The sequence below is a fragment of the Cryobacterium algoricola genome, from assembly GCF_004402485.1.
Lineage (GTDB): Bacteria > Actinomycetota > Actinomycetes > Actinomycetales > Microbacteriaceae > Cryobacterium > Cryobacterium algoricola.
Map to the genome: position 1 here is coordinate 1 of NZ_SOFG01000021.1, position 25,868 is coordinate 25,868.

Consider the following 25,868-nt stretch of genomic DNA (forward strand, 5'->3'; position numbering starts at 1 on the left):
CGCCGGCCCCCGCTCCCACGGCCGGTTCGTAGCGGCGGGTGCGGCGGCTGCGGCCGCGGCTGCGGCTGCGGCAGGCGGCTCGCCCACCGGGCGCGTCAGCGCAGCTGACCGACCGAGGCGAGCGCCATCCGCAGCAGGGAGCCGCGGCCGCCCTCCATCTCGGCGGACACGGCCTCGGATGCCGCCTCGAGCGGCGTCATCCAGGTGAGTTCGAGCGCGTCCTGGCGGGGGTCGCAGGTGCCGGTGACGGGCACGACGTAGGCCAGCGAGACGGCGTGCTGGCGCTCATCCGTGAAGGCGGTGATGCCGGGCAGCGGGAAGTACTCGGCGACCGAGAACGGCACCGGGCTCGCGGGCAGCTGCGGGAACGCCATCGGCCCGAGGTCCTTCTCGAGGTGCCGGAACAGCGCGTCGCGCAGGGTCTCGCCGTAGAGCACGCGCCCGGAGACCAGGGTGCGCGTCATCTCGCCGGTCGGCCGCGCGCGCAGCAGCACGCCGAGTTCGACGACCTGGCCGAGCCCGTCGACCCGCACGGGGACGGCCTCGATGTAGAGGATCGGCAGGCGCCGGCGGATGTCCGCGAGTTCGACATCGCTCAGCCAGCCCTGATTCTGATTGGGTGGCTGGATGTTCTCGGGGCCAGGCGTCCAGTCCGGGTCGGGGTCAGGGGTGCGCACGCTCATGCACTCATTCTCCCCTAACCGGGGAACGGATGCGCCCTGCTCCGTTTGGGGCGAGTCGCGTTCGCCCGCAGGCTCCTCCTGTAAGCCTGCGGAGTAGTCGCGCTCCTCGGGCGGGCGGCGCAGAATGCGGGGTCGGCGCAGCATCCGGGGTCGAGGCAGTGGAAGTATTGACTGGTCGACGCGTTCCGGCCTCGGCGCACGGCAGGAGGACCGACATGGACGACCACGATCTGGAGAACACCGGCGGCACCGGGAACACCGGGAGCACCGGGAGCACCGATGACGGTGCATCCATCTCTGCCGCCCTCGCTATCGATCCCGGCGCGGTGCTCTGGTCGGCGTCCGACGCCGACCGGGTCGGGCGGCCGCTACTGCTGATCCTGCACGGCTATGGCTCCCACGAGGGCGACCTCTTCTCGCTCGCGCCGCACCTCCCGCTCACACCGGTCCTTGCGGCGCTGCGCGCACCGCTGCCGGTCGGCGACGGCTGGGCCTGGTTCCCGATCGGCGTCCCCGGCGAGAACGTCAACCCGAGCTCCCCGAGCGCGTCCGCTATCGAGGCGGCAACGGACGGCGTGCTCGCCTGGCTCGACGCGCTCGTCGTGCCGCCGGCATCCGTCGGGCTGCTCGGCTTCTCGCAGGGCGGCGCGATGGCGCTGCAGCTGCTGCGCCAGGCACCCGACCGGTTCACGTTCGCGGTGCAGCTCTCGGGCTTCGTCGCCGCGGCGCCCCAGCCCGGTGACGCCGACCTCGCCGAACGGCCCGTCCCGGTGTTCTGGGGGCGCGGCACCGCAGACCCGGTGATCCAGGCGGATGCCGTCGGCCGCACCCAGGACTGGCTGCCCGGCCACTCAGTGCTCACCGAGCGCATCTACGAGGGCATGGGCCACTCGATCTCGCAGGGCGAACTCTCCGACATCGTCGGATTCCTCCGCACCCAGTACGCGGGCGCACCAGCAGGCACCGACGCGTAACAACGTCGGAGTTTTTCGCGCGCAGCACGCCGACGCGCCGTCCCCGCACTGCCGCGGGGTCTCCCGCGTCGCAAAGTCGGAGTTTTTCGCGACACGCCGTCTGCGACGGCAGCGGATGCCGCGAGTCGCGAAAAACTCCGACATTGCGTTCCCCGCCACCGGCGGCGCGCGTCCAGGCATCCGCTCGACCCCACCAATTCGATGAAGTTTCTGCCGGAAAGCGCTTAACCCGGGCTCTTGCGTACCAAGAACCAAAGAGTCCGTCGAATTGGTACGGGCACAGCGTGGGAAAGCGAGCGCGCGGGCTAGCGCTTCTTCGCGGCGGCCTTCTCGTTCTGGGCGGCGAACCGGGCGGCGTGCGCGGCCTTGCGGGCGCGCTCGGCGTCGCGGTCCTTGACGCGGATCTGCTCCTCGCGCACCTCGAACTGGGTGGCGCGCTCGGTGACCAGCCACGCCGGCGGCTGCTGCAGCAGCGCGAGGATCTCGGCGCTCGTGAGCGGCTCGGTGACCTTGCCGCGCGTGAGCCCGGAGATCGAGACGCCGAGCTTCGCGGCGACGACCTGCTTGGGGTGCGGGCCGTTGGCGCGCAGTTCGACGAGCCACTCCGGCGGGTTCGTGTCGAGTTCGGTGAGCTCGGTGCGCGAAATCAGGGTGTTCTGGAAGTCTTCGGGGGCTGCCTCGAGCAGAATCCCGAGCTTCTGGGCCGCCGTTGCGGGCTTCATGGTCTGGGTCTTCTTCTCGCTCATCAGTCCAGCGTATAGCCTGAGAGCACCACCGCTTCGGCGGATCATAACGGTGAGCCGCCCCGCGCGCCACAAACAGAGAGGATGCCGGTGACCTTTTCCATCGCCTTCGCCGCCGGCGTCACGCCGACCAAGTGGACCCGCGCCTGGGCAGAACGGCGCCCCGACCAGCCCCTCGAGGTCTTCCGCACCATGCCGGACGAGCAGTCCGCCGTGCTCCACGACGGCCGCGCGCAGGTCAGCATCGTGCGGCTCCCGGTCGACGAGCACGACCTGAGCCTGATCGCGCTGTACCGGGAAATCCCGGTCGTCGTCGCCGCGAAGGACCATTTCATCGCCGACGCCGACAGCCTGCTCGTCGCCGACCTCGCCGACGAGCACCTGCTGCAGGACCCCGACGCCGTTCCCGAGTGGCGCGACGTGGCGACCGAGGTGCGCGACGGCATCCGCCGCCCGCTCGCCGCTGTGCGCGACATGGACGAGACCATGGAGCTCGTCGCCGCGGGCGTCGGCATCGTGATCGTGCCGCATTCGATCGCCCGGCTGCACAGCCGCAAGGACCTCGTCTCCCGCCCCGTCGAGGACGTCGCCGAGAGCCAGGTCTCCCTCGCGTGGCTCGCCGCCGAGACGACCGAGGACATCGAAGAGTTCATCGGCATCGTGCGCGGCCGTACGAAGGCCAGTTCCCGGGTCGACTCGGTGCCGGCCGGCGGCGAGAAGGTCAAGAAGGAAAAGAAGACCGACAAGGCCAAGGCGGCCGCGAAGGCGTTGCGCGTCGCCGCCGCGAAGGCGAAGCCGGCCGTGGCCAAGAAGACCCAGTCCGCGCCCGGCCGCACCCGCAGCACCGCGAACCTCAAGCTCGGCAAGCGCACCGGCCGCTGAGCCGCGCGGCTGCCGGCTGCCGGCTGCCGGCAGCGGATGCCGGGCTCGGCCACCGCATCCGCCGCGCGCAGGTCTTCGCGCGCCACAAGCGCCGCTTCGCGCCAGGCACGCGTGGCGCGAAGCGGCGCAACTGGCGCGCGGACCGGATTCTGCCGACACAGTTGGCGCGGAACGGCGCAACCGGCGCGCGGACCGGATTCTGCCGACACAGTTGGCGCGAAGCGGCGCAACTGGCTCGGGAGGCCGGCAGCGCCGCGGCAGATGCCGGACTCAGGCGGGGCCGACCGGCTGCCGCAGGACCGTCTTGAGTTTGTCCGGGGCGGCTCGCCGCGGGTCCCCGAGGTACACCTCGTGGTGCATTCCGTTCAGGCGCAGCCCGTGTTCGGTCAGGAACTCCCCGTGCAGCCGCGCGAGCGCGGGCGCCTCGTCGTCGTAGGGTCCGACGTGCAGCAGTTGCGCGCAGAGGCCCTCGTCGAGGGACTCGATGCGCACGCTCCCGAGGGCGGGAAGCTTCTTCTTCGCCACCGTCGCCGTGACGGCGTCAGTGATGAAGGCATCCGTCACCCAGTCTGGCTGGCTGATCAGCATCGTCCAGCTCCACGCCGCCTTGTCGCCCGCGGCGAACGCGGCATAGCCGGCCGGGTCGGCGGCGTACCAGAGCCCTTCGAGCGGGGCGACGACGAGGTCGCGCCCGAGGCCGCGCTTGGCCGCGAACTTGATCGCATACGCGACGGCATAGAGGGCCTCGACCGCCTCGGTGTACGCGGGCGCGACGTTCGGGTCGCCGCGCCCGTCGACCGCGATGAACCGCTGCGCGGGAACCTCGATCAGCTCCCAGTCACGGTTCGTCGGCGCATACAGGGCCTTGTCCTCCCGCTTCACGTCGTAGGGTCCCGTCGACCGCGGCGCGGTGTTCCGCGGCGCACGCAATTGGCCGGTGCGCCGGTCGGTCGTGAACGGCACCTCGTTACTCATCGGGCTGTGCCGAATCCTCGAGCACCGAGAGGATGTTGCCGGCCGGGTCCGTGAACCAGGCGATCGTCGGTCCGTACCCGCGCATGATGCCCTTCTCGTCCTGAGGCGAGCCCGCGTAGCGTTCGAAGACCACTCCCCGGGCCGTGAGCGCGTCGACGGCGACGTCGACGTCCCCGACCGCAAGGTTGAGCATGGTGTACGTCGCCGGAACGTGATCGGCCTTCGGATAGGCGATCACGTGCGCCCCGCCGGGCAGCTCGATGCGCAGCAGGCCCATACCGCCGTCGGTCACGGTGAGTCCGAGCGTGCCGCCGTAGAAGGCGCGCGCCGCCTCGATGTCGGGCACCGCGAAACCACTGAATGCCTCGAGGATGCCGATCCCCCGGTCGGTCGTCGCCGCTCCGGTCTCTGACTCAGTCATGTCGATCTCCCTTGTGTGAGTGGATGGAACAGGTCGCCCCGACCGGCGGAGGTCAACCGCTGCGGACTCCAAACCGAGGCGGTCGTCGACCGACATCGCCCGTCGTCACGCTACCGCGAACTGATCGATGCGAACTTGCGGATGCAGAGCGGCACGAACACGACGAGCATGACGGTGATGCCGATCAACACCGTCTGGATCGGATGCTGCATGGTCCAGATATCGGGCACCGGCGCGGTGCCCTCATTGCCGAAGAGCTGCCGCGCCGCCTGCACGAGCGAGGAAACCGGGTTCCACTCCGCGAAGATCCGCAGCGGGGTGGGCAGGGTGTCGCTCGGCACGAAGGCGTTCGAGACGAAGGTCAGCGGGAACAGGATCAGGAACGAGGCGTTGTTGATCACCTCGGGGCTCTTCACGCTCATGCCGAGCAGCGCCATCACCCAGCTGAACGCGTAGCTGAACAGCAGCAACAGCCCGACCCCGGCCAGGAACTCGGCCGGCGAGGAGTTCACCCGCCAGCCGACGGCGAGGCCGGTCGCCATCATGATGACCATCGAAATGGTGTTGAGCACGAGGTCGCTGTTCGTCCGCCCGATCAGCACAGCGGACGAGCTCATCGGCAGGCTGCGGAACCGGTCGATGATGCCCTCCTTGAGATCGAGCGCCATCGCCGACCCGGAAAACGTCGACCCGAAGACGACGGTCTGGGCGAAGATGCCCGCCATCAGGAACTGGGTGTAATCGGTGCCCTGCACCTGGATCGCACCGCCGTAGACCTGGCTGAAGAGCAGCACGAACATCACCGGCTGGATCACGGCGAAGACGAGCATGTCCGGGGAGCGCTTGATCTTGATCAGGTTGCGCTTGGTGACGGTCCAGCCGTCGGAGTACCACAGCGAGAACGGGTTCCAGCTCGGCAGGGTTGTGGAGATCGCGCTCATCGGGTCTTCACCGCTTCCTTCTTGTCGAGAGTGTCGTCATCCGCTGCGCCCTGCGCCTTGTCAGCCTTGTGCCCGGTGAGTTTGAGGAAGACGTCGTCGAGGGTCGGGCGGCGCATGCCGGCGTCGTGCAGCTCGATGCCCGCGTCGCCGAGGGCGGCGAGCACGTGCTGCAGGGCGAGCGGGCCGTCCGTCACCGCGACCTCGAGGCCGCGGCCGTCGCTCGTGACAATCGGTTCGCCGTCGCCGAAGCGGGCGAGGATGCCGCGGGCCGCCTCGCTCGCGCCGGCGCCGGCGTCGACGAGGGCGACTTCGAGGCGGTGCCCGCCGATCTGCGCCTTGAGCTGGTCGGAGGTGCCCTCCGCGATGACCCGACCGTCGTCGACCACGACGATGTCGTCGGCGAGCTGGTCGGCCTCTTCGAGGTACTGTGTCGTGAGCAGCACGGTCGTGCCGTCGGCGACGAGTCGCTTGATCACGTTCCAGAGAGCGATGCGGCTGCGCGGGTCGAGCCCGGTGGTCGGCTCGTCGAGGAAGAGCACCTTGGGGTTGATCACGAGCGCGCCCGCGAGGTCGATTCTCCGGCGCATGCCTCCGGAGAAGCCCTTGACCGGGCGGTTGCCCGCCGCGGTGAGTTCGAAGAGGTCGATGAGTTCCTGGGCGCGACGCCGGGCCGCCGGGCCGCCGAGGTGGTAGAGCCGGCCGACCATTTCGAGGTTCTCGAAGCCGGTCAGGTTCTCGTCGACGGCCGCGTACTGGCCGGACACCCCGATGATCCGGCGCACGGCCTTCGGGTCGGCGACGACGTCGATGCCGTCGACGAACGCCGTACCGGAATCGGGCCGGATCAGGGTCGTGAGCATCTTCACGACGGTGGTCTTGCCCGCACCGTTCGGACCGAGCAGGGCCTTCACGCTGCCCCGCGGCACCGAGAGGTCGAGCCCGGCAAGCGCATGCACCGGCCCGCTCTTGGAGCGGTACGTCTTGGTCAGGCCCGTGGCCTCGATGATCGTCATCGTGTCTATCCCCGCGCTATTGTGGACGTTGTACACATTCGGTCTCCAGCGTAACGAGGCGGCCTCACTTTGACAACCACGAACACCGATCCAGCCACCGAATCCCATGGTCGCACGACCTACCGACACGGCGACCTGAGGCGTGCCCTGATCGACGCCGGTCTCGAGCTCGCCCGCTCGGGCGGTCCGGCCGCGGTCGTGCTCCGCGAGGCGACCCGCCGCGCCGGGGTCTCCCCCAACGCCGCATACCGGCACTTCGCAGACCGGCAGGCTCTCCTCGAGGCGGTCTGCTCGGAGTGCCAGTCCGGCGTCGCCCGCGCGATCGAGGACGAGCAGGCGGCGATTCCGGTGGCGGATGCCGCCGCATCCGCCTCGGGGACGACGATGGACGCGACCACGGCCCGGCTTCGATTTCGCGCCGTCGGAACCGGCTACCTGCGTTTCGCCCTGGCCGAACCGGGGCTGTTCCGCACCGCTTTCACGGCCTCGTCCGACCTCGAGAGCGCGACGAGCGCCGCACGGGCCGGCGCGCGCGGACTGACCCCGTTCCAGCTGCTCAGCGAGGCGCTCGACGATCTCGTGACCACGGGAGCCCTCCCCGCCGAGCGTCGGCCGGGCGCCGAGTTCCTGGCCTGGTCAGCGGTGCACGGCCTTGCCTCGCTGCTCTTGGACGGCCCGCTCCGGGCTTTGCCGCCGCAGGCGGCCCAGGCGCTGATCGGCCGGGTCGTGACGATGGTCGAGCAGGGCCTGTAGCCGACGCACCCCGCGCCCGGCGCATCCGCTCGCCCGGCGAGCACCCCCGCGCCGGTTTCCGCAAGCCGCGCCCCCTTCATGGCACCCCCGCGCCGGTTTCCGCAAGCCGCTACCGCCCTTTCGGGCGCGGCCTGCCGAAACCGGCGCGGCGACCGACCCCGCTACTCGTAGCGGAGCGACTCGATCGGGTCCTGCCGTGCGGCACGCCAGGCCGGCAGAGTGCCGGCGAGGAAGGCGATGCCCATCACGATCAGGATGATCGCGATGATCGACCCCGGCGTGAACGCGATCAGGGTGAGCCCGGGCAGGTTCGCGAACAGCGCACCCGAGAGCGCGGTGCTCACGACCGTGCCCACGATCATGGCGATGCCGGCGCCGATCGCGCTGCCGAGGAAGCCGATGAACGCGGCCTCGATGCTGAACAGGCCGAAGATCCGGCCGGCTCCCATGCCCATCGCCTTCATCAGACCGATCTCGCGGGTGCGCTCCTGCACGCTCATCAGGAGCGTGTTGACGATGCCGAAGCTCGCGGCGAGCAGCGCGATCACGGCGAACGCGTTGAGCACGAGCACGATCGCGTCGATCACCGACTTGAAGGTGCCGATCTGGTCGGCGACCGTCCTGGCGGTGAAGCCCGCGGCGGTGAAGCGACCCTGGAGCGCGGTGACCTCGCTCGCCGAGGCGTTCTGGTCGAAGTGCACGACGGCCTGGGCGTAACTGTCCTTCGCGGTCGCGCTGCGTCCGACGCTCTGCACGTCGTAGAGCGCGGTCGTGAGCGCGGTGTTCGCGGTCGCGTTCCCGGTCGCACCGAGACCGGCCTCCGAGACCCCGACGACGGTCGCGTCGATGACACTCTGCGTTCCCGAGGCCGAAGTGATGCCGATCTGCACGGTGGTGCCGATCGCATCCGCGTCGCTCGCGAACCCGAGCGGCTCGACGAACGACACCGGCAGCGCGATCTGCAGCTCTGACGAGTCCGGGTCGAGCTGGGCGCCCGCGGACAGTTGCAGCGTCGTGCCGGTGACGAAGCTGCCGAGCCCGAGCCGGTACTTCTTGCTGCTGCCCGTCGTCACATAGTCCGGGGTGACCGAGAGGCTCGGCTGCACGGACGTGACCCCGTCGATGGCGGCGATCGTGGTGAGGTCCGCCGGGGTGATCGCGGCGACGGTCGTCCTCCCCGCGGCGCCCCCGGCCGCGCCCCCACCACTGGTGATCTGGTCGGGCGAGTACTCCTGCGGGCCGGTCGTCGTCGCATCCGCCGACACCTTCGTCACGGTGAGCACGTCATTCGCGCCGATGGCTGCGACGGTGTCGGTGATGTAGGCGTTGATCCCGGTGCCGAGGCCGTTGGTAATGGTGAGCGTGAACGCGCCGATGAAGATCGCGAGCACGGTGAGCGTGGTGCGCAGGCGGCTGCGGAAGCTGTTGCCGATGGCCGAGCCGACGACGTCGATGGCCCTCATGCTGCCACCCGGGCTTCCTCGGTGACGACGAGGCCGTCGCGAATGTACACCCGGCGGTCGCAGCGGGCGGCGAGGTCCTCGTCGTGGGTCACGATGATCAGGGTGATGCCCTGCTCGCGGTTGAGCCCGAAGAGGATGTCCTCGACGATCGCGCCGGTGGCACTGTCGAGGTTGCCGGTGGGCTCGTCGGCGAAGATGATCCGCGGATCGTTGACGAGGGCGCGGGCGATCACGGCCCGCTGCTTCTGGCCGCCGGACAGGGCGTTGGCCTTGCTCTTCGCCTTGTCGCCGAGTTCGAGGCGGTCGAGTGCCGCGTGTCCCCGCACCTTGCGGCTCCGCGAGCCGATGCCGGCGATCTTGAGCGGCAACACGACGTTCTCGAGCACGGATGCCCCCGGCGTGAGGAAGAACTGCTGGAAGACGAACCCGAAGGTCTTGTTGCGCGTCTCGTTGAGCCGCTTCCCCTTCAGGGTCGCGGTGTCGCTGCCGCCGAGCTCGACGGTGCCGGTGCTCGGCTTGTCGAGCAGGGCGAGCAGGTGCATCAGGGTGGACTTGCCCGAGCCGCTCTTGCCGACGATGGCGACGGACTCGCCGGCGAAGATCTCCAGGGTGACCCCCTTGAGCGCGTCGAATCGGTTCGGGCCGCGACCGTACGACTTCTTCAGGTCGTAGGCGGCGAGTATGGGATGGGACATCGAGTTCTCCTCCGGGTGATGTAGCGCTGTGGGCTGCGTGGGTGGCGGCGTGCCGGGCTGCATGGGTGCGCCGGGTGGGGCCTGGCGGATGCCGCGAGCCGGCACTGTTCCAGCGTCGCGGCATCCGTCGCGCCGGGCATCCTCCTGCGGCAGCAACCTGCCGTACCGCAGGCGCGGTACGGCCTCTCGTCCCCCGGGAGGATGCCGCAGCCCGGCGCAGGGGGCATCCTTGGGAGATGACCTCGATGTACAGCCACGCGCACCTGCCGCGCTGGGCCACCGACACACTGATCACCCTCGTGGTGCTCGCGAGCGCGTTCCTCCCCGCCGGCGGCAACTTCCGGGTGGTGCCGAGCGTCGCAGGCACCCTCGTCGCCGTCACCGCCGCCGCGGCGCTGCTGGTGCGGCGGCGCTGGCCGCTGCAGGTTCTCGCGGTCTGCGTCGCCCTGTTCATGATCGCCGGCAGCCTCGGCGTGCCCCTCACCGCCTTCGTCGCGCCCACGGCGTTCGCCGCCTTCAACGTCGCCGAGCGCACCGACCGGCGCACGACCATCGTGGCCACCTCGCTCAACGCGTTCGCCCTCGTGGTGACCAGCCTGGTCGTCACCCCGGGCAGCCTGCTCGAACCCCGGGTGCTGCAGTTCGCGGCGATCATCGGGTTCGCCGGTGCGACCGGTGACGCGGTGCGGTCGCGCCGCGCGTACATCACCGCGATCACCGAACGCGCCAGGAACGCGGAGGAGACCCGCGAATCCGAGGCGCTGCGCCGGGTCGCCGAAGACCGGCTACGCATCGCCCGCGAGCTGCACGACGCCGTCGCCCACCAGATGGCCGTGATCAACCTGCACGCCGGGGTCGCCACCCAGGCCCTGCCCGACCGGCCCGCCGACGCACAGGAATCGCTCACCACGATCCGTCAGGCCGCCCAGGCGGTGCTGCGCGAGATCGGCACAATGCTCGCCGTACTCAGGGACGACTCGGCCGGCCGCCCCCGGCCCCCGGCCGCCGAAATCGGCCTCGGCCGGGTCGACGCGCTGCTGGCCGACTTCGCCCGCGACGGCCTCGCCGTGACCGTGCGCGTGCGCGGCGCGGGCACCCGGCTGCCCGCCCCCATCGACACCATCGCCTACCGGATCGTGCAGGAGGCCCTCACCAACGCGCACAAGCACGGCGCCGGCCACACCGCAGAGCTCCGCATCAGCTACGGCAGCGACAGCGTCGACATCGAGGTCGAGAACCCGGTCGCCTTCCACGCGATCGATCCCGCAGCGGATGCCCCGACCGGCCATGGTCTCGCCGGCGTCGCCGAGCGCGCGGGCACCATCGGCGGCACGGTGGAGTTCGGCGTGCGTCCCCCGGACACGTTCCGGCTCGCCGTGAGCCTGCCCGTTGCGAGCCCGATGCCGGGCCCGGACCTGCACCCGACGGCCCCCGACAATGCGGCACAGTCCGGTGCGACGACGACATGCGGGACCGCGACCCCGGCCGGCGAGGCGACTTCGTGATCCGGGTCCTGATCGCGGACGACCAGACCCTCATCCGCACGGCCGTGCGCGAACTGGTCAGGCACGAGCCCGACCTCGAGGTCGTCGGCGAAGCCGCTGACGGGGCCGAAGCGCTCGCCCAGTCCCGGCTGCTGCTGCCCGATGTAGTCCTGATGGACATCCGCATGCCCGTGCTCGACGGCATCGAGGCGACCCGCGCGATCTGCGCGGATCCCGGGCTCGCGGCCGTCCGCATCCTGATCCTGACGACCTTCGAGGAAGACGAGTACGTCGTGCAGGCGCTGCGGGCCGGTGCCGGCGGTTTCATCGGCAAGGGCACGGAGGCCGCCGACCTGATGCGGGCAATCCGCACGATCCACCAGGGCGACGCCCTGCTCTCCCCCACGGCGACGCAGAGCCTGATCCGCCGGTACGTACTCCCCGCGGAGCCCGGGCGCGCGGCCGCGGTGCCGCCGAGCCTCGCGCACCTGACCGAGCGGGAACGGGAGGTCCTCACGCTCGTCGCGCGCGGGCGGTCGAACGACGAGATCGCCGCCGGCCTGTTCATCTCGCCGCTGACCGCGAAGACCCACGTCAACCGCACTATGGCCAAGCTCTACGCGCACGACCGGGCGCAGCTCGTCGTGATCGCCTACGAGAGCGGGCTGCTCGTTCCCGGCGCCGGCGGCTGACCCGCGCGTCGCGGCATCCGCCGCCCCGGCAGCAGGCATGCGGATGCCGCCGACCGGCCCTGCCGCGCGGGCGGCGGTCCTCCTAGAGTGTGGGCATGACTCAAGAACGCTGGCAGCAGCTCGTGCAGTGGCCGCTCCTCGGGGCGGCCACGATCTTCCTGGTCGACTACGCCTGGAAGGTTCTCGCCGATGTCCAGGGCGAACCCGGGCTCATCCTGACCTTCGTGCTCGAAGCGGCCTGGTCGGTGTTCCTTCTCGACTACCTGATGAACCTCGTGCTCGCGCCCCAGCACTGGTTGTGGTTTCGAACGCACCTCTTCGACCTGCTCGTCGTCGTGCTGCCGGTACTGCGTTCGTTGCGCCTGCTCCGCCTCGTGACCGCCCTGTCCGTCTTTCCCCGCTCGCCGGGGACGGCGGTGCGATCCCGGGTCGGCATCTACGTCACGACCGCGACGGTCCTGCTCGTGTTCCTCGCCTCGCTCGCGGTGCTCGACGCCGAGCGGCACGCCCCCGGCGCGAACATCACCTCGTTCGGCAACGCGCTCTGGTGGACCTTCGTCACGATCGCGACCGTCGGCTACGGCGACTTCACCCCCGTGACGATCGAGGGCCGGCTGATCGCCGTCGCCCTCATGCTCGGCGGGATCGCCCTCGTCGGTGTCGTGACGGCGACGCTCGCTTCGTGGATCGTCGACCGGGTCGCCGAGCTCACCCGAGACCAGGGCGCCGGCAAGTGAGGCGACCGGGCGGCTGAGATCGCCGCGCCCCGCTTCCGCGACCGAATCCGCAGCCCGCTCCCGAAACGGCGGGCGCGGCCTGCCGAAACGTGCGCGGCGGCGGATGCGCACGGGCGCGGGCTGCCGAAACCGGCGCGGCGACGGATGCGCGAGGGGGCGCATCCGCTCAGTGCAGGCGCACCAGCGAGTACCGGTCGTCGCGGGGCAGGGTGTCCACGGTCGCGGTCACGGTCAGGTCGCGGAGGAACACTGCCCCGCCGATCGTGGTGAGGAAGGCGGTGTCCGCGGCGTCGCGGCCGGTCGCGATGCGCAGGAGCGTCTGCCGCGGGGCGAGCCCGGTCGCGTCCACGACATGCCAGGCGTCGTCGACGAAGACCTCGGCGACCGCGTGGAAGTCCATCGGCGAGAGCCCGGGCGCGTAGACGGAGACGACCCTGGCCGGAACGTCCCGCGCGCGGAGCAGCGCGACGACGAGGTGCGCGAAGTCCCGGCAGACGCCCTGCCGGTCGATCAGGGTACGCACGGCGCCGTCGGTCGGCAGGCTCGACCCCGGCTCGTAGCGCAGCTTCCCGCCGACCCACGCGGCAACGGCGTTCATGAGAACGGTGCCGGAGAGCCCGGCGAATTCGGCGGCCGCCGTGCCCCAGAGCCGGTCGGATTCGCAGTACCGGCTCGGGCGCAGGTAGCGCACGAGGTCGATCTCCGAGAAGCCGGCGTCGCTCGCCTGCCCGGTCGCGGTGACGAGGTAGTCGATGTCGATGGAGCCCGCCTCCGCCTCGACGACGTGCAGCCGCGTGCCGTGCTGGTCGAACACGATCCGCGCCGCCAGGGGCGTGCCGTCCTGCGTCGCCGTGAAGGTCTCCACGACCGAGACGGCCGGGTCTTCGGCGACGCCGATCGAGAGAATCAGGCGGGCGGGCGCCCGCACGTCGAGGGCGAGGCGAGCGGATGCGTTACGTTCCATCCCACGATGATGGCATGCGCCCGGCGCCTCGCGGTACCGCCCTCGCCAGCGCGTCGCGCCGGTCGCAGGGACACGCCGGATGAGCCGATCCCGGGCACTGGTGCGCCTCGCCGGGCGGGTCCATGCTGGGGTCATGCTCGGGGAATTGAACACTCGTGAAATCGATGCAGTACTGCACACCAGCGTCGTCGGCCGGATCGGCTGCCACAGCGACGGCCGCACCTATATCGTGCCGATCACCTACGCCTTCGACGGCGACTCCGTCTATGCGCACAGCGCCGCGGGCACGAAGGTCGAGATGATGCGGGCCAACCCCGCCGTCTGCTTCGAGGTCGAGCAGCTCGACGACCTCGCGAACTGGCGCACCGTCGTCGCGTGGGGCGAGTTCGAGGAACTCCACGGCGCGGATGCCGACGACGGCCTCCGCAAGCTGCTCGCCCGGCTCGCACCCTACGTGACCTCGACGACGGCGCAGCCGGTCTCGGGTCCCGACGGAACGTTCCACGGGATCCGGACGACCGCGTCGGAGCCGATGCCGCCCTCGGCGGGCCGGGTGGCGGCATCCGGTCAGGCGCCGGTTCTGTACCGGATCCGGCTGACCGAGAAGACCGGCCGGTTCGAGGAGCGCTCGACGTCAGGCAGTGAGCGGCGGACGGCTCAGGCCGGCGACATGTACACCTGAGGGGTCTGCGTCGACCGCAACGATCCGGTTGTCGGCATCGACGTGCACGACGACGGGGACGTAGCTGCGGGCTTCCTCGTCGCTCATCTGCGCGTAGGAGATGATGATGATCAGGTCGCCCTGCATGCCGAGGCGGGCGGCGGCCCCGTTCAGGCCGATGACCCCGCTGCCGCGCTTGCCAGCGATGAGGTAGGTCTCGAAGCGGCTGCCGTTGTTGACGTCGACGATGCTCACGCGTTCACCGGCGAGCAGGTCACCGGCCTCCATCAGGTCCTCGTCGACGGTCAGCGAGCCGACGTAGTGCAGGTCGGACTGCGTCACGGTGGCGCGGTGGATCTTGGACTTGAACATGGTGCGCTGCATGGTGGAACTGGGCCTTCCGGCGGCGGCCCGAAGGCCGCCGCCTGGTACGGGTGTCTGGTTAGGCGATGACGCTGCTCGGCGACTACGCGGTCGCGAGGATGTCGACGACGAACACGAGCGTGTCCGTTCCCGAGATGCCCGCGGTCTCGTTGCCGGTGCTGCCGTAGCCGAGTGCCGGCGGGATGACGATGACGACCTGCGAGCCGACGGTCTGGCCGATCAGGCCCTGGGCGAAGCCGGGGACGACATTGGCCGTCGCGAAGGTGGCCGGGCCGCCCTTGCCCCAGCTCTGGTCGAAGACCTTTCCGGTGGCCCAGACGACGCCCGCGTACTGCACGGTCACGGTCGCGCCGTCGGCGACGGTCGCGCCGTCGCCCTTCTTGAGGACCTCGGTCTTGAGCTCGGTCGGCGCGTCGGCCTTCGGGATGGTGATCGTCGGGGCGCCGTCGTCGGCGAGCGCGACGGTGGGGAAACCGTCCTGCGGTGCCTGGTCTGCTCCGCTCGCGCGGGTGGGCACCTTGCCCTTGACGTCGATCACGAAGATGATGTTGTCGGTCGCGGACACGTTGAGGTCCGTGTTGCCCGTGGTGCCGAACGCGTCGACCGGCGGCACGACGACGGCGACGCGCGAGCCGATGGTGGAGCACGCGATGCCCTTGAGGATGCCGGGGATGACGGAGCCGGTTTCGGCGACCGTGACGGTCAGGCCGGCTTCTGCGCCGTACCCGCCGGCGTTGAGCTTGGTGCCCGAGGTGGCGTTGTAGGCGGTGTACGCGATCTCGACGGCGTCACCGGTGTTGACGGCGTCGCCGTCGCCCTTGGTGATCACGGTGCGTTCGGTCGCGGTCGCGGTGAGCGGCGCCGTGAAGGTGACCGTCGGCTCGACACCGGCGTCACCGGCGACGGTCACGGCATTGGAGCTCGTGCCGGGGTCCGTGCAGGTCAGCGCGGCAGCGGCGGATGCCGTCGGAGTCGACGACGGGGATCCGCTGCACCCGGTGAGGGCGAGCACCGCGACGGTTGCGACGGTGATGAGGGCTGGAAGTTTGCGCACGCTGATCTTTCTTTTTCGAGAGTGGTCTCTGCGATGATGGGCCTCGGTCAGTATGGACCATGCATCTATGAGTAGCCTGAATCGGCCGCCCGCCGGCCGTCGCTAACCGACGTTGGTGTCGGGTGCGCCTGTCGCGGGGACATCGGTCGCGACGGGCGGGGTCGCCGCTGCCGCGAGCACGTCGACGACGATGACGACGTTGTCGTTCGCGTGGAGGTCGAGGTCGACGTTCTCCTTCGCTCCCCAGGCATCCGCCGGGTTCGCGACGACGGCGACCCGGGAGCCCACCGTGGAGCAGGTGACGCCCTTGAGGATGGCGGGCAGGGTGCCGGCCGGTGCTGCGAGGTTCACCCCGACGGGGGCTCCGGTGTCGAGGCCGGAGGTGCCGGGCCCGAAGCCTCGGGCGTCGATCTTCGCACCGGTCCTGCCGTTGTAGAACGCCACGCCGATTTCCACGTAGTCGCCGGTCTGCACCGGGACCCCGGTGCCGGCGGTCAGGACGGTGCGCTCGGTGTCCGCGGCGGTCAGTGGCGTCGTGAAGCTGACCTCCGGCACAGTGCCGACGGCCCCCGGCGCGGCCACGGCATCGGAGGCCGCCCCGGGCTGGGCGCAGCCGGCAGGGGCGGCCGGTGACCGGGTCGCGGCCGGGCTGCACCCGGTGAGGGCGAGCACGACGCAGACCGCGACGAGACCTGCGGAGGCTCCGAGGGAGATGAGGGCGGGGTAGCTGCGCACGCGTGGACCTTCTTGTCGGCGGGCGGCCCCGATTGGCGTGCCCGCCGTGCATTATGGCGTATCCGGGCGAACGGAAAGGTTCGCGCCTCCGGGGTCCGGGGTGAGGCGAACCCAGTCGACGATCAGCTGGGAGATCGCGGGGGTCGTCGCGTCGAGGGCGCCGGGCCAGTCGCCGCCGATGGCGACGTCGAGCAGCACCTGGAAGGGCCCGTCGAAGGCCCAGGCGAGGTCCGCGGGCGCGGTCTCCGGGGTCGCCGAGAGCACGGCCCGCCCGTCGACCCGGATGGTGACCCTGCCGGGTTCACGCTCGACGGAGTAGAGGTGGAAGTCCCCGCTCAGGGCCGGGGAGTGCGCAACATCCGCGGACAGGCTCCGGTCGGCGCTCCGGTCCGTCGTCGCGGCCGCGTGCAGGTGATGCGCGCTCCTGGCCGTGCTCCCCGGCGTTTCGACGACGTCGATCTCCCCCGCGGCAGGCCAGCCGACGGTGTCGACGGTGTCGCCGAGCAGCCAGAACGCCGGCAGAAGTCCCCGGCCGTCCGGCAGGCGGATGCGTGCCTCGAGTGTCCCGTACTGCACCGTGACCTTCCCCGCCGTGGTCAGCCGCGAGGAGGTGTAGCTCGGGCGCCCGCCGGCATCCGTGCCGATCGCCGCGGTGATCACGAGGTGCGAGTCGCCGTCGAGCCGGGCGTTGGTATCGGTGTAGGTCTGCAGTTCGTGGTTGCCCCACCCGCCCGCACCGAGCTGGAAGGTCCAGTTCGCTGGGTTCGGGAGCGACCCGGCCGGGCCGTCGAATTCGTCGGACCAGACGGTCAGCGGGTCGGGGTGGGCGAGCGCGGCCGTTCCGCTCGAGGCGACGACGACGCCGAACACCCCGGCGAGGAGCGCGAGCGCGGTCCCGGCCGCTGCGGCCACGACGATGCGGCGGCGGACCGGGGATGCCGGCGGCGCGGAGTGCACAGGGGCACCGGAGCCGTGGGTCCGGCCGGCATCAGGCATCCGCAGGATCGAGCAGAAGCGTCTCCGGTTCCGCCGCCATCAGGCGCAGTGCGCCCGCCACGGCGGCGGGATCGAAGACGTTGCCGTGGAAGGTCGCGGTGATGTGCACGTCGCCGTCGAGGATCGTGAGCAGCACGCTCAACTGTTCGGCGCCGACGGTGCGGACGCCGAAGATGGCGTGGTGCGGGGTGCCCTCGGTGCGGGTCCACGGCAGCTGCTGCAGCGACCGGGACACGCCGGCGTTGCTCAGCACCAGGGTCGCGACCGGATCGACGGGCACCCGGTCCGGAACGGGGACCGGTGCCTGCCGCAGGCGGTGCTTGGCGGCCCCGGCGAGGAGCGCGGCGAGCGGGCGGGCGGAGGCGACGGTCTCCTGGATCCTGGCGTCGAGCTGTTCCGGGTCGTCGGGGTTCGCCACCCGCAGCGGAATGCCCGTGATGAAGTTGCCGAACACCGTCGAGCCCGGCGGCAGGTAGCGACGGAGGTCGTAGACGAGGGTGCTCGCCGGGGCGACCGGAACGCCGCTCCGCTCGAGCGCGCGCCGGAGCATCATCGTCAGGACCGCCGTGAACGAGGCGCCGCCCGCGTGCTTCCGGGACCAGCTCCGGATCAGCTTGGCGCTGTCCTTCGTGATCGTGACCGCGGAGAACGCGGGCTCGGGTCGCCAGGGGCGGGTCTCCCGCGGCCGCGGCCGCACCGGATCGGGGAGGCCGACGGCCTCCGCTCGCGCGTCGAGCTCGGCCCGGGGATCCTGGCGTGCGTTGACCGCGGCGAGGAACTGGCCGGGATGCCGGAGGAACGTGTGCCGCACGGCGTCGGCGAGCGGATGCCGCGCGGTGCGTTCCCCGAGCCACTCCGGCAGCGGACCCCCGGCGGCAACCCCGAGGATCGCGGCCGGGAGGCTCAGCAGCAGGACGCTGTCCCCCACGCTGTGATCGAAGAACTGGAGCAGGTAGTCACCGGCGAGCTGGTAGTGCAGCGGCCGGTCCGCGTCGATGTCGAGGGCCCGGCGGCAGAGGTCGCCGGCGAGGTCGTCGGGGTCGAGCGGCTCGGCGATCGAGACGGCCCCGGCGCAGTGCGCGGCGAGGCCGGCCGGGTCGTGGATCCAGCCGGAACCGGTCGCGGCGAACGCGAGTCCCGCGCGGGATTCCGGGCTCGCCGTCGATATCCGCACCAGGGCGTCGACGATCGCGGTGCGGTCCGGCAGGTCGAGGGGGCCGAAGGCGCACGCGATCATGCCGCCCCTGCCCATCCGGTCGCCGATCGCCATCGGGAGACGGAGGACCGGGCCGGCGGGTGCCGGGGCGACGGCTGCCGTGTCGGGGCGGGCCGGGGTCGGCCGGGCGAGGTCTTCGCGGGGTGTGCTCATCGGCGGTCCTTCAGCGTGAAGAGGTGCACGGTCGGGGTATCGACGAGGGTCGTCCAGCCGGGGTTCGCGGCCAGTTGGGCGGTAAACCGGTCGACGGCCCCCGCGGGGTAGAGGCCGTAGTAGTCGCTGTAGTCGGCCATCTGGCTCGTGACGAAGACGTAGATCGGCCTGTCGGAGTCGGCGAGGTCGGTCGTGAGCCGGTCGGTGGCATCCGTCGTCTCGAACCCCTGACCGAGCCAGCCGGACCAGCTGGTCATGCTCGCGTCGTACTGGCCGTCGATCGCGGCGAAGTCGGCGTATTCGGCGAGCATCCGGCTCGGGCCGACCGGGGCGATGCTCAGGATCAGCGCCGGGGCCTTCCCGGTGCGGAGCAGGCTCTCGGCGACGGCGAGCGAGTCGCTGCGGATCAGGTTCGAGAACCAGGCGCCGTAGTACGCCTGCAGGGAGGCGGCGGAGAGGAGGAGTGCGACGAGCGTCGCCGCGACCGCCCCGTGCCGGGGACGCCGACGCACGGCCGGGTCGCCCGCGTTGGCCGGGTTGGCCGGGTTGGCCGGGCCGAACGGGCCGGCCGGCCGTCCCGCGGACAGCGCCCGCTCCACGAGCGGTGCGACAAGGAGGGCGCAGCCGGGGATGGAGTAGAGGAAAACCCGGTAGATCGCCTCACCGCCGTAGTTCTGTCCGGCGAGCAGGGCGAAGGAGGAGAACGCCAGGACGAGGGCGATCCAGGTTGGTGCGCGCATCCGCTTCGCTCGGACGATGGCGAGGACGGCGGCGAGCGCCGCACCACCCCAGAGTGCGATCGCCGAGGCACGGGCGGCGAGGGCGGTCAGGGTCTGCCCGAGGCTTCCGGAGCCCGCGAACCCGCTGTGGGCGTTGGCGACCGGGTCGAACCCCGAGAGCAGGCCGAACGACGCGACGGCGTCGTAGTTGGCGGCGAGGTAGCCGCCGGCGATCAGCGCGAAGACGAGACCGAGGTAGCGCGGGCGGACCTGCCGGGTGAGGCCGAGCGCGAGGGTGATGCCGATCAGCCAGTAAGGGGTGAGTTGGTGGCTGACCGTGATCGCCGCGAAAAGGGGAACGGAGAGCCAGCCGAACACGGGCCGTTCGCGGCTGCGCAGGAGCAGCGTGAGCAGGATGACGGCGAGCAGGTAGGTCAGGGCCTGTGGGGAGAGGTAGTCCTGGCCGATCCAGTTCGCCGTCTCTGCGACGAACGCCCCGACGAGGGCCGTGAGGGGGGCCAGGCCGAAGGCCCGGCAGAGGGCGAAGACGGCCACCGCGAGGGCGAGATGGATGCCGAGCGAGAACCACTGGGCGATCACGACGACCGGAACCCCGGTCACGGTGCCGAACCAGGCGATCGCGGCGAACACGCCGGGCCAGCCGGAGTAGATGTCGATCCCCTGTAGGAGCGTGCCGTGGCGTTCGATGTAGTCGACGACGCCCAGGTGCTTGTAGGTCCAGCCATAAATCGGTTCGGGAGCGGCGAGGGCGACCGGAAGCCGGAAGCACGCGATATAGACGAGCAGGGCGACGGATGCCTCGAGCGGGTTCCGGCGGCGCACCGCGAGGCAGAACGCGAGCACGGCGAGGAGCACCGCGCCGACGAACACCGCACCGGCCGGCAGACCCGGTGCGCTCGAGAAGAGCAGTCCGTTCTGGGTGGGGACGGCGTCGGCCAGGCCCGGAAGCGCAACCGCGAAGACGAGGGCCGCGAGAAGGCTCAGCAGGAGCGGCGCGGTCATGAGACGGCGCACGCTGCGGCCGGTGCGACCGGCGCGACCGGCGGGGGCCGGATCCGGTGTCGGGGGCGCGACCGCCCCGGACTGAAGCGCGGTCATGGCGCCTCCTCCGTCCGGGTCGGGGCGATCCCGGCCGGGCCAACCGGCCCTTCCGGCCCTGCAAGCCCTGCAAGCCCGGCCAGCCCGGCCGGGCCCGCAGGGACGGGCGCGTCGGGTGCACCGCGTGCGGCCCGCCAGCGGCTCAGGCCGCCGACGATCGCGACTCCCGACAGCGTGAGGAGGGAGGCGGCCGGCTGCCAGTGGCCGAGGGTCTCCATCGCCGTCGTCAGGAGGATGAGCGTCGTCAGCCCGATGGCCGGGACGAGGACGGCGGCGGTCGAGGCGGGCATCGGAACCCAGATCCGCAGGACGGACCCCGGCCCCGCAAGCACGAGGGCCGCGACGAGCACTGCCTGCACGGGCGTCGGGAGCAGTCCGGTGGCGGCCACGAGCCCCGCGGCCCCGGCCGCGATCGCGACGATCCCCCACGGGGTGGGCCGGCGCCCGTTCACGAGGCCGCCTCCGTTCCCCGGTCCCGCTCACGGAATGGCATAACTCCTCCAGATTCCGCACGGCCGAGGGGAGTCCCCCGGAATTCCGGGGGAGTTTGGCCGGGCGGTTCGGATCTGCAGGAGTTATGCAGTTGTGCACCGGCCCGGCGCTGGCGGAGGTAGGCCCAGGGCCCGCGCGCAACGCAGGCGAGTTCGTACCAGCCGACGCGATTGATCTCGCGGCGGAGCGCGGCGTCCGTCGCCGAGCCGGCCGCCGGCATCCGCTCCCCGGAATCGGGCAGCGCACCGCCGCCCTTCCTGACCAGGTGCACGAGCGCGGTCGGGCTGCGGCGCAGGGCGATGCGGGCGGTCCGCGGGTTGAGCGCGATCTTGGTCAGCCACGCCCCGAGGCCGGTGCCGTAGCCGCGGGCCTGGTGGCGGAGCGCGGCGAGGTCGTCGCGGTGCCGGTGCCAGACGAGCGCGGACGGCTCGACGACGAGGCCGCGCCCGGCGAGGATCACCCGGGTGAACATGTCGAGGTCTTCTCCTCCCCCGGTGCGGGTGCCGACGCCGAAGGCCGTGTCGAAGCCGCCGATCCCGAGCGCGTAGCTGCGGCGCAGCGCGAAGTTCGCGCCGGTTCCGAACTCCCCCACCGAGAACGGGAACATCGGCAGTCCCTCCGGCGGGTCGGCGAGACGGAAGTGCCGCGGGCGCAGGTTGCGCGACCAGCTCACCCGGCCGTCGAAGAAGGCCTGAACGGCGGTGCGGAGTTCGCCGCTCGGCACGAGGCCGGCGACGCACTCGACATCCTCGCCGCGCGCGAAGCCCGTGGCGAGCGCGTGCAGCCAGAATGGGTCGACCGTGACGTCGTCGTCGGTGAAGGCGACAAGCTCGCCGAGGGCGTTCCGGAGGCCGGTGTTACGGGCCTGGGACAGGCCGGGGACGGGTTCCTCGATCCGGCGCACCCGACCGGCGAACTCGCTCGCGAGCAGGTCGCGAGTCTCGTGCGTCGCCGGGGCGTTGTCGACCACGAGCACCTCGAAGTGCGGGTAGTCGATGGCGAGCACAGACAGGAGTGCGCTGCGGAGCAGGGCGGTCCGGTCACGGGTGCAGACCACGACGGTGAACGCGGGCAGCGTGTCCGGCGCGGGGACGGGCCCGATGCGTGCGTCCGGCGGCGGGAGCAGGGCGACGCGCGCGTGCAGATCGGCGAGGTCGAGGCATCCGTCGGTCAGGGCGACGTCGACGAACCCACGGATGTCCGCCCCGCGTCGCACCAGGAGGCGCGCCCGGGCGTAGCCGGTCGCGTCGACGCACTCGGCGAGGGTGTCGACTGACCTTCCTGCCCCTGCCGCCGCGGTGGATGCGGCCGACGCGGGGGATGCAGGGGATGCGACGGCGCGCGCGAGTGTGAACTCGTCGATGGTGCCGACCCAGCTGGCCCCTGGCCAGTCGGGGGCGATCGGGTTGTGCATGGCCGGTTCGAGCCGCAGGCGGGTCATGCGCGGACCCCGGTCTCCGCAGGCATGGTCTCCGCGGGCATGGGAACCGCGGGCACGGGCACAACGGATGCAGGCACGGCGGGCGCCGACCGGCGGCCCGCGAGCAGGGGACGGAGCAACCCGACGACACCGGCGACGCCCAGGCCGACCGTCACGACGAGCAGCGCCGCGGCCGCACCAACGGCCCCGAAGCGCGGGGTCAGCACGAGCACGAGCGGCACGAGGCCGGCGGCGAACAGGGCGGTGCAGATCAGGACGATCGTGGTGTGCTGCCGGGCACGCAGGGTCGCACTCCAGATCTCGAAGCTCGTGCGGAGCACCGAACCGGCGGCGAGGAGCACGATCACGGTGATGCCGGCGCTGCCTTCGTAGAACCGGCCGAGGGCGCCGAGCAGGAACGGGGCCACCGCGATGAGCGCCACCGCCCCGAACGTCACGACGGCGAGTACCTGGAGCCAGACCCGCATCGCGGCGGCGGGCGCTCCGACTTCCGCACCGGCCGAGTGGGTCGCGAGGGCCGCTCCCACCCCGATCACGACGAGGTCGAGCACGAGACTGATCTGGAAGCACAGCGCGAACACGGCGCCCTGCTCCGCCCCGGCGAGCGCGGTCACGAGAAAGGGTAGTGCGAGGATCACGCCGAGGTAGAGCCCGTTGGCGGTGCCGTCCCGCAGCACGAACAGGGCGAACGCGCGCCGGTTGCGTTCCAGCCAGCCGCTCGGGGTTTCCGGGACGGCCTCCGGGACGGTCTCCGTGACGGTCTCCGGTTCCGAAACCGAAACCGGGGAGATCCCATCACCTGAAGCCGTGGCGGCCTCGTCTCGGCTCTGATCCGCTCTGTCGGCAGGCCGGGCGGCCCCGTCGGGCGTGCGGCGCAGCAACCGCGGCAGGCTGAACCCGAAGACGAGCAGGCAGGCGAGCACGGCCGGGGCGACGCTTGCCACGACGACGGGCAGGGCGGATGTGCCGGCCACGACGACGAGGAGCGGCAGCAGTCCCAGCTTGGCCACGTTCACGGGCCCGTTCACGGCGAGCGTGTAGCGGGCGTGCCCGAGGGCGGTGAGCACGGGGTCCTTGACCACGAAGAGCGACCAGACGACGGTGACCAGGGCGACGCCGAGGACCGTGACGACCGGAGGTCCCTGCGGAGCGACGAACAGGGCGACCAGCACGCCGGCGATGAGACCGGTGACGGTCGCGATGCACATTCCGGTGCCCGCGCCGAGCCGCAGCAGCCGGGCGCGGGCGCCGCCGCTCACCGGAAGCATCACGAGCAGCGCGTTGCCGACCCCGCTCGCGGCCACGGCGGCGGCGGCCGTGACGATCGAGTAGATCGCGGTGTTGAGTCCGAGCTCGGCGGGCGGGACCAGCCGGGCGGCGACGATCCAGAAGACGAACCCGGCACCGCTGGTGACGGCGTACCCGGCGAGTATCCAGAGTGAATCGACGGTCACGCGCCGGTTGAGCGACGGGCCTGCCGCGCGGTCCACGGCGCGGTCGACGGCCGGGTCGGCTGCCGGGGTCGCCGGCACGGTCGTGGACGCGCGCGCGGGACCGGCCGTCGCCCCCTGTCCCGTCACGAGGACACCCCTGTCCCCGGTGCCGCGGACGTCGCGGAGACCGCGGAGACCGAACGCAGCGCGCGGGCGACCCGGGCCGGTCGGCGCACGCTGCCGCGCAGGTAGCCGGAGCCGACGGCACCGAGACTCAGCACGATCGCCGCCGCGCGGGTGGCGCCGCCGGAACCGGTGCCGCGCAACTCGCGGACCACGGCGCGCGGGAGCACCGTGCGCACATACGAGGACTCGGCGGCGAGGGCGTCGCGGCGGCCGAGAGTGCGGCTCAGCGCCGCCTTGGACACGCCCTCGAAGTAGCTGCGGCTGAACAGGTACGACCAGCCCGTGCGGTCGGGGCTCACCCGGTGGTGCACGGTCGCGCGCGGTTCGTAGACGACGCGCGCGGTCGCATCCGCCTGGCGCACCCGGATGCACAGCTCGGTCTCCTCGCACCCGAGCGGCAGCCGGCCGACCCTGCCCGTGTCGAGGTTGAAGCCGCCGCTGGAGAGCAGGACGTCACGGCGGAAGGCCATCGAGCAGCCCATCACGTTCCGCACGTCGGCGCGTTCGACCGGCAGGCCGCGGTAGCTGCAGCCGACGATCCAGAGCAGCTCGGGGGCCAGCAGGCGAGCGGATGCCTCGGCCGGCCAGACCGGGTCGGCCCGCCCGCCGACGGCGGCCACGTTCGGATCCGCGAAGGGGTCGACGAGCCAGTGCAGCCAGTCGGCGGCCGCTGCGGCGTCGTCGTCGAGGAAGGCGACGATGCCGCAGCCGGCCGCGCGAATGCCGGTGTTGCGGGCGCCGGACAGGCCCTGCCTCTCCTCGTTGGGGAGCACGGTGAGTTCGGGCCAGGCCAGGTACGCGCGGCGGAGCAGCTCGGGTTCGTGGTCGATGACGACGATCACCTCGGCGGTCTCCGGCTGGGCGGCGGCCGAGGCGACGGCGAGGGTGAGTTCCTCCCAGCGGCGCTGCGTGTATGCGCAGATCACGACGCTGACCGGGACGAGCCCGCTCACGCCGCCTCCTCCGTCGGCTCCTGCTCGAGGCCGCGCAGGCTCGGGCGGCGGAGCGCGGCGAGGAGCTGCAGACGCTGGAGTGCCTGCATCCGCTGGATCGCCGGGCGCGAACGTCCGGATTCGGGGCGGCGGCGCTCGTCGAGGATGGTCTTGAGCACGCGGAAGCCGTCGCGGACGGCGCTGAGGTTGCTGACCCCGTGGATGCGGAGTTTCTCGACGCTCGGGACCTCGGCGATGACGAGCCCGGCGACGGCGATGCGGCAGTTGAGGATCGTCTCGATCTCGAAACCGTCGCCCCAGTGCATCCGGCCGTCCTCACGTTCGGGCAGCCCGGGATCCGGTAGGTCGAGGTGCGGCAGCGCCTCGGTCCAGAATGCGTTGTAGCCGTAGCAGAGGTCGGTGTACCGCGTGCCCAGCAGCACGTTCGTCACGAGGTTGAGGCCGAGGTTGCCGATCCGCCGGATCACGGTGAGGTCGGCGCTGCCGCCGCCGGGCAGGAAGCGGCTGCCCTTGGCCAGGTGCGCCCCGCCGAGGAGGGCCTCGACGAACGCGGGGATCTCCCCGCTGTCCGCCGAGCCGTCCGCGTCGAACATGACGACGATGTCCCCCGTCACCGCGGCGAACCCGCAGGCGAGGGCGTTGCCCTTGCCGCGACGGGTCTGCTGGATCACCTCGATGCCGGGAAGCACCCGGAGGGCGGTCTCGACGGTCCCGTCCACGGAATGACCGTCGACGAGGATGACCTGATGGACCGCGGGCAGGGTGGGCAGCACCACCTCGAGGTTCCTGGCTTCGTTGCGGGCCGGGATCACGATCGAGATCCGCGGAATTCCAGGCGCAGGCGCGCCGCTGTGCTGGCTCATAATTTCGTCCTGTCGACTATCGGGGTCGCGTGGAACAGGAAGG

The 25,868-nt window shown here is 71.6% G+C and carries 27 protein-coding genes; 7 read left to right on the plus strand and 20 right to left on the minus strand.

Annotated features, from left to right (window positions below):
* Positions 1-95: 95 nt before the first annotated feature.
* Entirely contained in the window at positions 96-683 is a 588-nt protein-coding gene (locus E3O44_RS15030; RefSeq protein WP_134446366.1) for an NUDIX hydrolase family protein, read from the minus strand.
* A 215-nt stretch (positions 684-898) separates the two neighbouring features.
* On the opposite strand from E3O44_RS15030, the gene E3O44_RS15035 reads away from it, so the two are divergent.
* Positions 899-1,657, plus strand: a complete 759-nt coding sequence (locus tag E3O44_RS15035; RefSeq protein WP_134535598.1) for an alpha/beta hydrolase — start codon at positions 899-901, stop codon at positions 1,655-1,657.
* Positions 1,658-1,962: 305 nt separating this feature from the next.
* Here E3O44_RS15035 and E3O44_RS15040 read toward each other — a convergent pair whose 3' ends face one another.
* The gene (locus tag E3O44_RS15040) at positions 1,963-2,403 is read right to left on the minus strand and encodes a DUF5997 family protein (protein WP_174775088.1); all 441 of its coding nucleotides are present in this window, start codon (positions 2,401-2,403) and stop codon (positions 1,963-1,965) included.
* A gap of 87 nt (positions 2,404-2,490) precedes the next feature.
* Between E3O44_RS15040 and E3O44_RS15045 the strand changes: the two genes are divergently transcribed.
* On the plus strand, positions 2,491-3,282 hold the full coding sequence (locus E3O44_RS15045; RefSeq protein WP_166792677.1) for a LysR family substrate-binding domain-containing protein: 792 nt from the start codon (positions 2,491-2,493) through the stop codon (positions 3,280-3,282).
* A 270-nt stretch (positions 3,283-3,552) separates the two neighbouring features.
* Here the strand turns inward: E3O44_RS15045 and E3O44_RS15050 are convergent, their stop codons facing one another.
* From E3O44_RS15050 to E3O44_RS15065, 4 genes are all read right to left on the minus strand, one after another.
* Positions 3,553-4,257, minus strand: a complete 705-nt coding sequence (locus E3O44_RS15050) for a GyrI-like domain-containing protein (RefSeq protein ID WP_134535600.1) — start codon at positions 4,255-4,257, stop codon at positions 3,553-3,555.
* A complete protein-coding gene (locus E3O44_RS15055) occupies positions 4,250-4,678 on the minus strand; it encodes a VOC family protein (protein WP_134535601.1) in 429 nt (142 codons plus the stop codon). Before E3O44_RS15055 ends, E3O44_RS15050 begins: the two co-directional genes overlap by 8 nt.
* A 110-nt stretch (positions 4,679-4,788) precedes the next feature.
* The gene (locus E3O44_RS15060) at positions 4,789-5,619 is read right to left on the minus strand and encodes an ABC transporter permease (RefSeq protein WP_134535602.1); all 831 of its coding nucleotides are present in this window, start codon (positions 5,617-5,619) and stop codon (positions 4,789-4,791) included.
* Entirely contained in the window at positions 5,616-6,632 is a 1,017-nt protein-coding gene (locus E3O44_RS15065; protein WP_134535603.1) for an ATP-binding cassette domain-containing protein, read from the minus strand. Before E3O44_RS15065 ends, E3O44_RS15060 begins: the two co-directional genes overlap by 4 nt.
* Positions 6,633-6,701: 69 nt before the next feature.
* Between E3O44_RS15065 and E3O44_RS15070 the strand changes: the two genes are divergently transcribed.
* Positions 6,702-7,385 carry a TetR/AcrR family transcriptional regulator gene (locus E3O44_RS15070; protein WP_134535604.1) on the plus strand — a complete coding sequence of 228 codons (684 nt, stop codon included), beginning with the start codon at positions 6,702-6,704 and terminating at the stop codon, positions 7,383-7,385.
* Positions 7,386-7,546: 161 nt separating this feature from the next.
* On the opposite strand, the gene E3O44_RS15075 is transcribed toward E3O44_RS15070, so the two are convergent.
* Positions 7,547-8,848: an ABC transporter permease gene (locus tag E3O44_RS15075; RefSeq protein ID WP_134535605.1), complete on the minus strand. Its 1,302-nt coding sequence runs from the start codon at positions 8,846-8,848 to the stop codon at positions 7,547-7,549.
* Complete coding sequence (locus tag E3O44_RS15080) at positions 8,845-9,543, minus strand: ABC transporter ATP-binding protein (RefSeq protein ID WP_134535606.1); 699 nt, start codon at positions 9,541-9,543, stop codon at positions 8,845-8,847. Before E3O44_RS15080 ends, E3O44_RS15075 begins: the two co-directional genes overlap by 4 nt.
* A 236-nt stretch (positions 9,544-9,779) precedes the next feature.
* Here E3O44_RS15080 and E3O44_RS15085 point away from each other — a divergent pair, with 236 nt between their 5' ends.
* The 3 genes from E3O44_RS15085 to E3O44_RS15095 all read left to right on the plus strand — a co-directional run bounded on the left by E3O44_RS15085 (position 9,780) and on the right by E3O44_RS15095 (position 12,456).
* Complete coding sequence (locus E3O44_RS15085; protein ID WP_134535607.1) at positions 9,780-11,048, plus strand: sensor histidine kinase; 1,269 nt, start codon at positions 9,780-9,782, stop codon at positions 11,046-11,048.
* On the plus strand, positions 11,045-11,719 hold the full coding sequence (locus E3O44_RS15090; RefSeq protein ID WP_198415958.1) for a response regulator transcription factor: 675 nt from the start codon (positions 11,045-11,047) through the stop codon (positions 11,717-11,719). The genes E3O44_RS15085 and E3O44_RS15090 overlap by 4 nt, the downstream gene beginning before the upstream one ends.
* A gap of 95 nt (positions 11,720-11,814) precedes the next feature.
* Complete coding sequence (locus E3O44_RS15095; RefSeq protein ID WP_198415960.1) at positions 11,815-12,456, plus strand: potassium channel family protein; 642 nt, start codon at positions 11,815-11,817, stop codon at positions 12,454-12,456.
* Between the two features lie 166 nt (positions 12,457-12,622).
* Here E3O44_RS15095 and E3O44_RS15100 read toward each other — a convergent pair whose 3' ends face one another.
* A complete protein-coding gene (locus E3O44_RS15100; RefSeq protein ID WP_134535609.1) occupies positions 12,623-13,420 on the minus strand; it encodes a transglutaminase-like domain-containing protein in 798 nt (265 codons plus the stop codon).
* A 145-nt stretch (positions 13,421-13,565) separates the two neighbouring features.
* Between E3O44_RS15100 and E3O44_RS15105 the strand changes: the two genes are divergently transcribed.
* Entirely contained in the window at positions 13,566-14,102 is a 537-nt protein-coding gene (locus E3O44_RS15105) for a pyridoxamine 5'-phosphate oxidase family protein (protein ID WP_198415961.1), read from the plus strand.
* On the opposite strand, the gene panD is transcribed toward E3O44_RS15105, so the two are convergent.
* The 11 genes from panD to E3O44_RS15160 all read right to left on the minus strand — a co-directional run bounded on the left by panD (position 14,055) and on the right by E3O44_RS15160 (position 25,825).
* Positions 14,055-14,465 (minus strand): aspartate 1-decarboxylase, encoded by a 411-nt coding sequence (gene panD / locus E3O44_RS15110; RefSeq protein ID WP_134535610.1) that lies wholly within the window; start codon positions 14,463-14,465, stop codon positions 14,055-14,057. The genes E3O44_RS15105 and panD overlap by 48 nt on opposite strands.
* Positions 14,466-14,547: 82 nt before the next feature.
* Positions 14,548-15,519, minus strand: coding sequence for an FKBP-type peptidyl-prolyl cis-trans isomerase (locus tag E3O44_RS15115; RefSeq protein WP_241976361.1), 972 nt, complete (start codon positions 15,517-15,519; stop codon positions 14,548-14,550).
* A 102-nt stretch (positions 15,520-15,621) separates the two neighbouring features.
* Positions 15,622-16,254 (minus strand): FKBP-type peptidyl-prolyl cis-trans isomerase, encoded by a 633-nt coding sequence (locus E3O44_RS15120; protein WP_134535612.1) that lies wholly within the window; start codon positions 16,252-16,254, stop codon positions 15,622-15,624.
* Between the two features lie 51 nt (positions 16,255-16,305).
* Positions 16,306-17,250: a glycoside hydrolase family 16 protein gene (locus E3O44_RS15125; RefSeq protein ID WP_134535613.1), complete on the minus strand. Its 945-nt coding sequence runs from the start codon at positions 17,248-17,250 to the stop codon at positions 16,306-16,308.
* Positions 17,243-18,619 (minus strand): hypothetical protein, encoded by a 1,377-nt coding sequence (locus tag E3O44_RS15130; RefSeq protein ID WP_134535614.1) that lies wholly within the window; start codon positions 18,617-18,619, stop codon positions 17,243-17,245. The genes E3O44_RS15125 and E3O44_RS15130 overlap by 8 nt, the downstream gene beginning before the upstream one ends.
* Positions 18,616-20,457 carry a hypothetical protein gene (locus E3O44_RS15135; RefSeq protein WP_134535615.1) on the minus strand — a complete coding sequence of 614 codons (1,842 nt, stop codon included), beginning with the start codon at positions 20,455-20,457 and terminating at the stop codon, positions 18,616-18,618. The genes E3O44_RS15130 and E3O44_RS15135 overlap by 4 nt, the downstream gene beginning before the upstream one ends.
* Positions 20,454-20,909 carry a hypothetical protein gene (locus E3O44_RS19390; RefSeq protein WP_174775089.1) on the minus strand — a complete coding sequence of 152 codons (456 nt, stop codon included), beginning with the start codon at positions 20,907-20,909 and terminating at the stop codon, positions 20,454-20,456. Before E3O44_RS19390 ends, E3O44_RS15135 begins: the two co-directional genes overlap by 4 nt.
* The gene (locus E3O44_RS15145) at positions 20,906-22,390 is read right to left on the minus strand and encodes a glycosyltransferase family 2 protein (protein ID WP_134535616.1); all 1,485 of its coding nucleotides are present in this window, start codon (positions 22,388-22,390) and stop codon (positions 20,906-20,908) included. The genes E3O44_RS19390 and E3O44_RS15145 overlap by 4 nt, the downstream gene beginning before the upstream one ends.
* Positions 22,387-23,970, minus strand: a complete 1,584-nt coding sequence (locus tag E3O44_RS15150) for a lipopolysaccharide biosynthesis protein (RefSeq protein ID WP_134535617.1) — start codon at positions 23,968-23,970, stop codon at positions 22,387-22,389. Before E3O44_RS15150 ends, E3O44_RS15145 begins: the two co-directional genes overlap by 4 nt.
* On the minus strand, positions 23,967-24,962 hold the full coding sequence (locus E3O44_RS15155; RefSeq protein WP_134535618.1) for a glycosyltransferase family 2 protein: 996 nt from the start codon (positions 24,960-24,962) through the stop codon (positions 23,967-23,969). The genes E3O44_RS15150 and E3O44_RS15155 overlap by 4 nt, the downstream gene beginning before the upstream one ends.
* A complete protein-coding gene (locus E3O44_RS15160) occupies positions 24,959-25,825 on the minus strand; it encodes a glycosyltransferase family 2 protein (RefSeq protein WP_134535619.1) in 867 nt (288 codons plus the stop codon). The genes E3O44_RS15155 and E3O44_RS15160 overlap by 4 nt, the downstream gene beginning before the upstream one ends.
* Between the last annotated feature and the right edge of the window lie 43 nt (positions 25,826-25,868).

Excerpts from the sequence above, each read along its gene's own strand:
- E3O44_RS15030 (WP_134446366.1), bottom strand. The coding sequence starts at position 683 with ATGAGCGTGCGCACCCCTGACCCCGACCCGGACTGGACGCCTGGCCCC.
- E3O44_RS15035 (WP_134535598.1), top strand. The coding sequence starts at position 899 with ATGGACGACCACGATCTGGAGAACACCGGCGGCACCGGGAACACCGGG.
- E3O44_RS15040 (WP_174775088.1), bottom strand. The coding sequence starts at position 2,403 with ATGAGCGAGAAGAAGACCCAGACCATGAAGCCCGCAACGGCGGCCCAG.
- E3O44_RS15050 (WP_134535600.1), bottom strand. The coding sequence starts at position 4,257 with ATGAGTAACGAGGTGCCGTTCACGACCGACCGGCGCACCGGCCAATTG.
- E3O44_RS15055 (WP_134535601.1), bottom strand. The coding sequence starts at position 4,678 with ATGACTGAGTCAGAGACCGGAGCGGCGACGACCGACCGGGGGATCGGC.
- E3O44_RS15060 (WP_134535602.1), bottom strand. The coding sequence starts at position 5,619 with ATGAGCGCGATCTCCACAACCCTGCCGAGCTGGAACCCGTTCTCGCTG.
- E3O44_RS15065 (WP_134535603.1), bottom strand. The coding sequence starts at position 6,632 with ATGACGATCATCGAGGCCACGGGCCTGACCAAGACGTACCGCTCCAAG.
- E3O44_RS15075 (WP_134535605.1), bottom strand. The coding sequence starts at position 8,848 with ATGAGGGCCATCGACGTCGTCGGCTCGGCCATCGGCAACAGCTTCCGC.
- E3O44_RS15080 (WP_134535606.1), bottom strand. The coding sequence starts at position 9,543 with ATGTCCCATCCCATACTCGCCGCCTACGACCTGAAGAAGTCGTACGGT.
- E3O44_RS15085 (WP_134535607.1), top strand. The coding sequence starts at position 9,780 with ATGACCTCGATGTACAGCCACGCGCACCTGCCGCGCTGGGCCACCGAC.
- E3O44_RS15095 (WP_198415960.1), top strand. The coding sequence starts at position 11,815 with ATGACTCAAGAACGCTGGCAGCAGCTCGTGCAGTGGCCGCTCCTCGGG.
- E3O44_RS15100 (WP_134535609.1), bottom strand. The coding sequence starts at position 13,420 with ATGGAACGTAACGCATCCGCTCGCCTCGCCCTCGACGTGCGGGCGCCC.
- panD (WP_134535610.1), bottom strand. The coding sequence starts at position 14,465 with ATGCAGCGCACCATGTTCAAGTCCAAGATCCACCGCGCCACCGTGACG.
- E3O44_RS15125 (WP_134535613.1), bottom strand. The coding sequence starts at position 17,250 with ATGCCTGATGCCGGCCGGACCCACGGCTCCGGTGCCCCTGTGCACTCC.
- E3O44_RS15130 (WP_134535614.1), bottom strand. The coding sequence starts at position 18,619 with ATGAGCACACCCCGCGAAGACCTCGCCCGGCCGACCCCGGCCCGCCCC.
- E3O44_RS15135 (WP_134535615.1), bottom strand. The coding sequence starts at position 20,457 with ATGACCGCGCTTCAGTCCGGGGCGGTCGCGCCCCCGACACCGGATCCG.
- E3O44_RS15145 (WP_134535616.1), bottom strand. The coding sequence starts at position 22,390 with ATGACCCGCCTGCGGCTCGAACCGGCCATGCACAACCCGATCGCCCCC.
- E3O44_RS15160 (WP_134535619.1), bottom strand. The coding sequence starts at position 25,825 with ATGAGCCAGCACAGCGGCGCGCCTGCGCCTGGAATTCCGCGGATCTCG.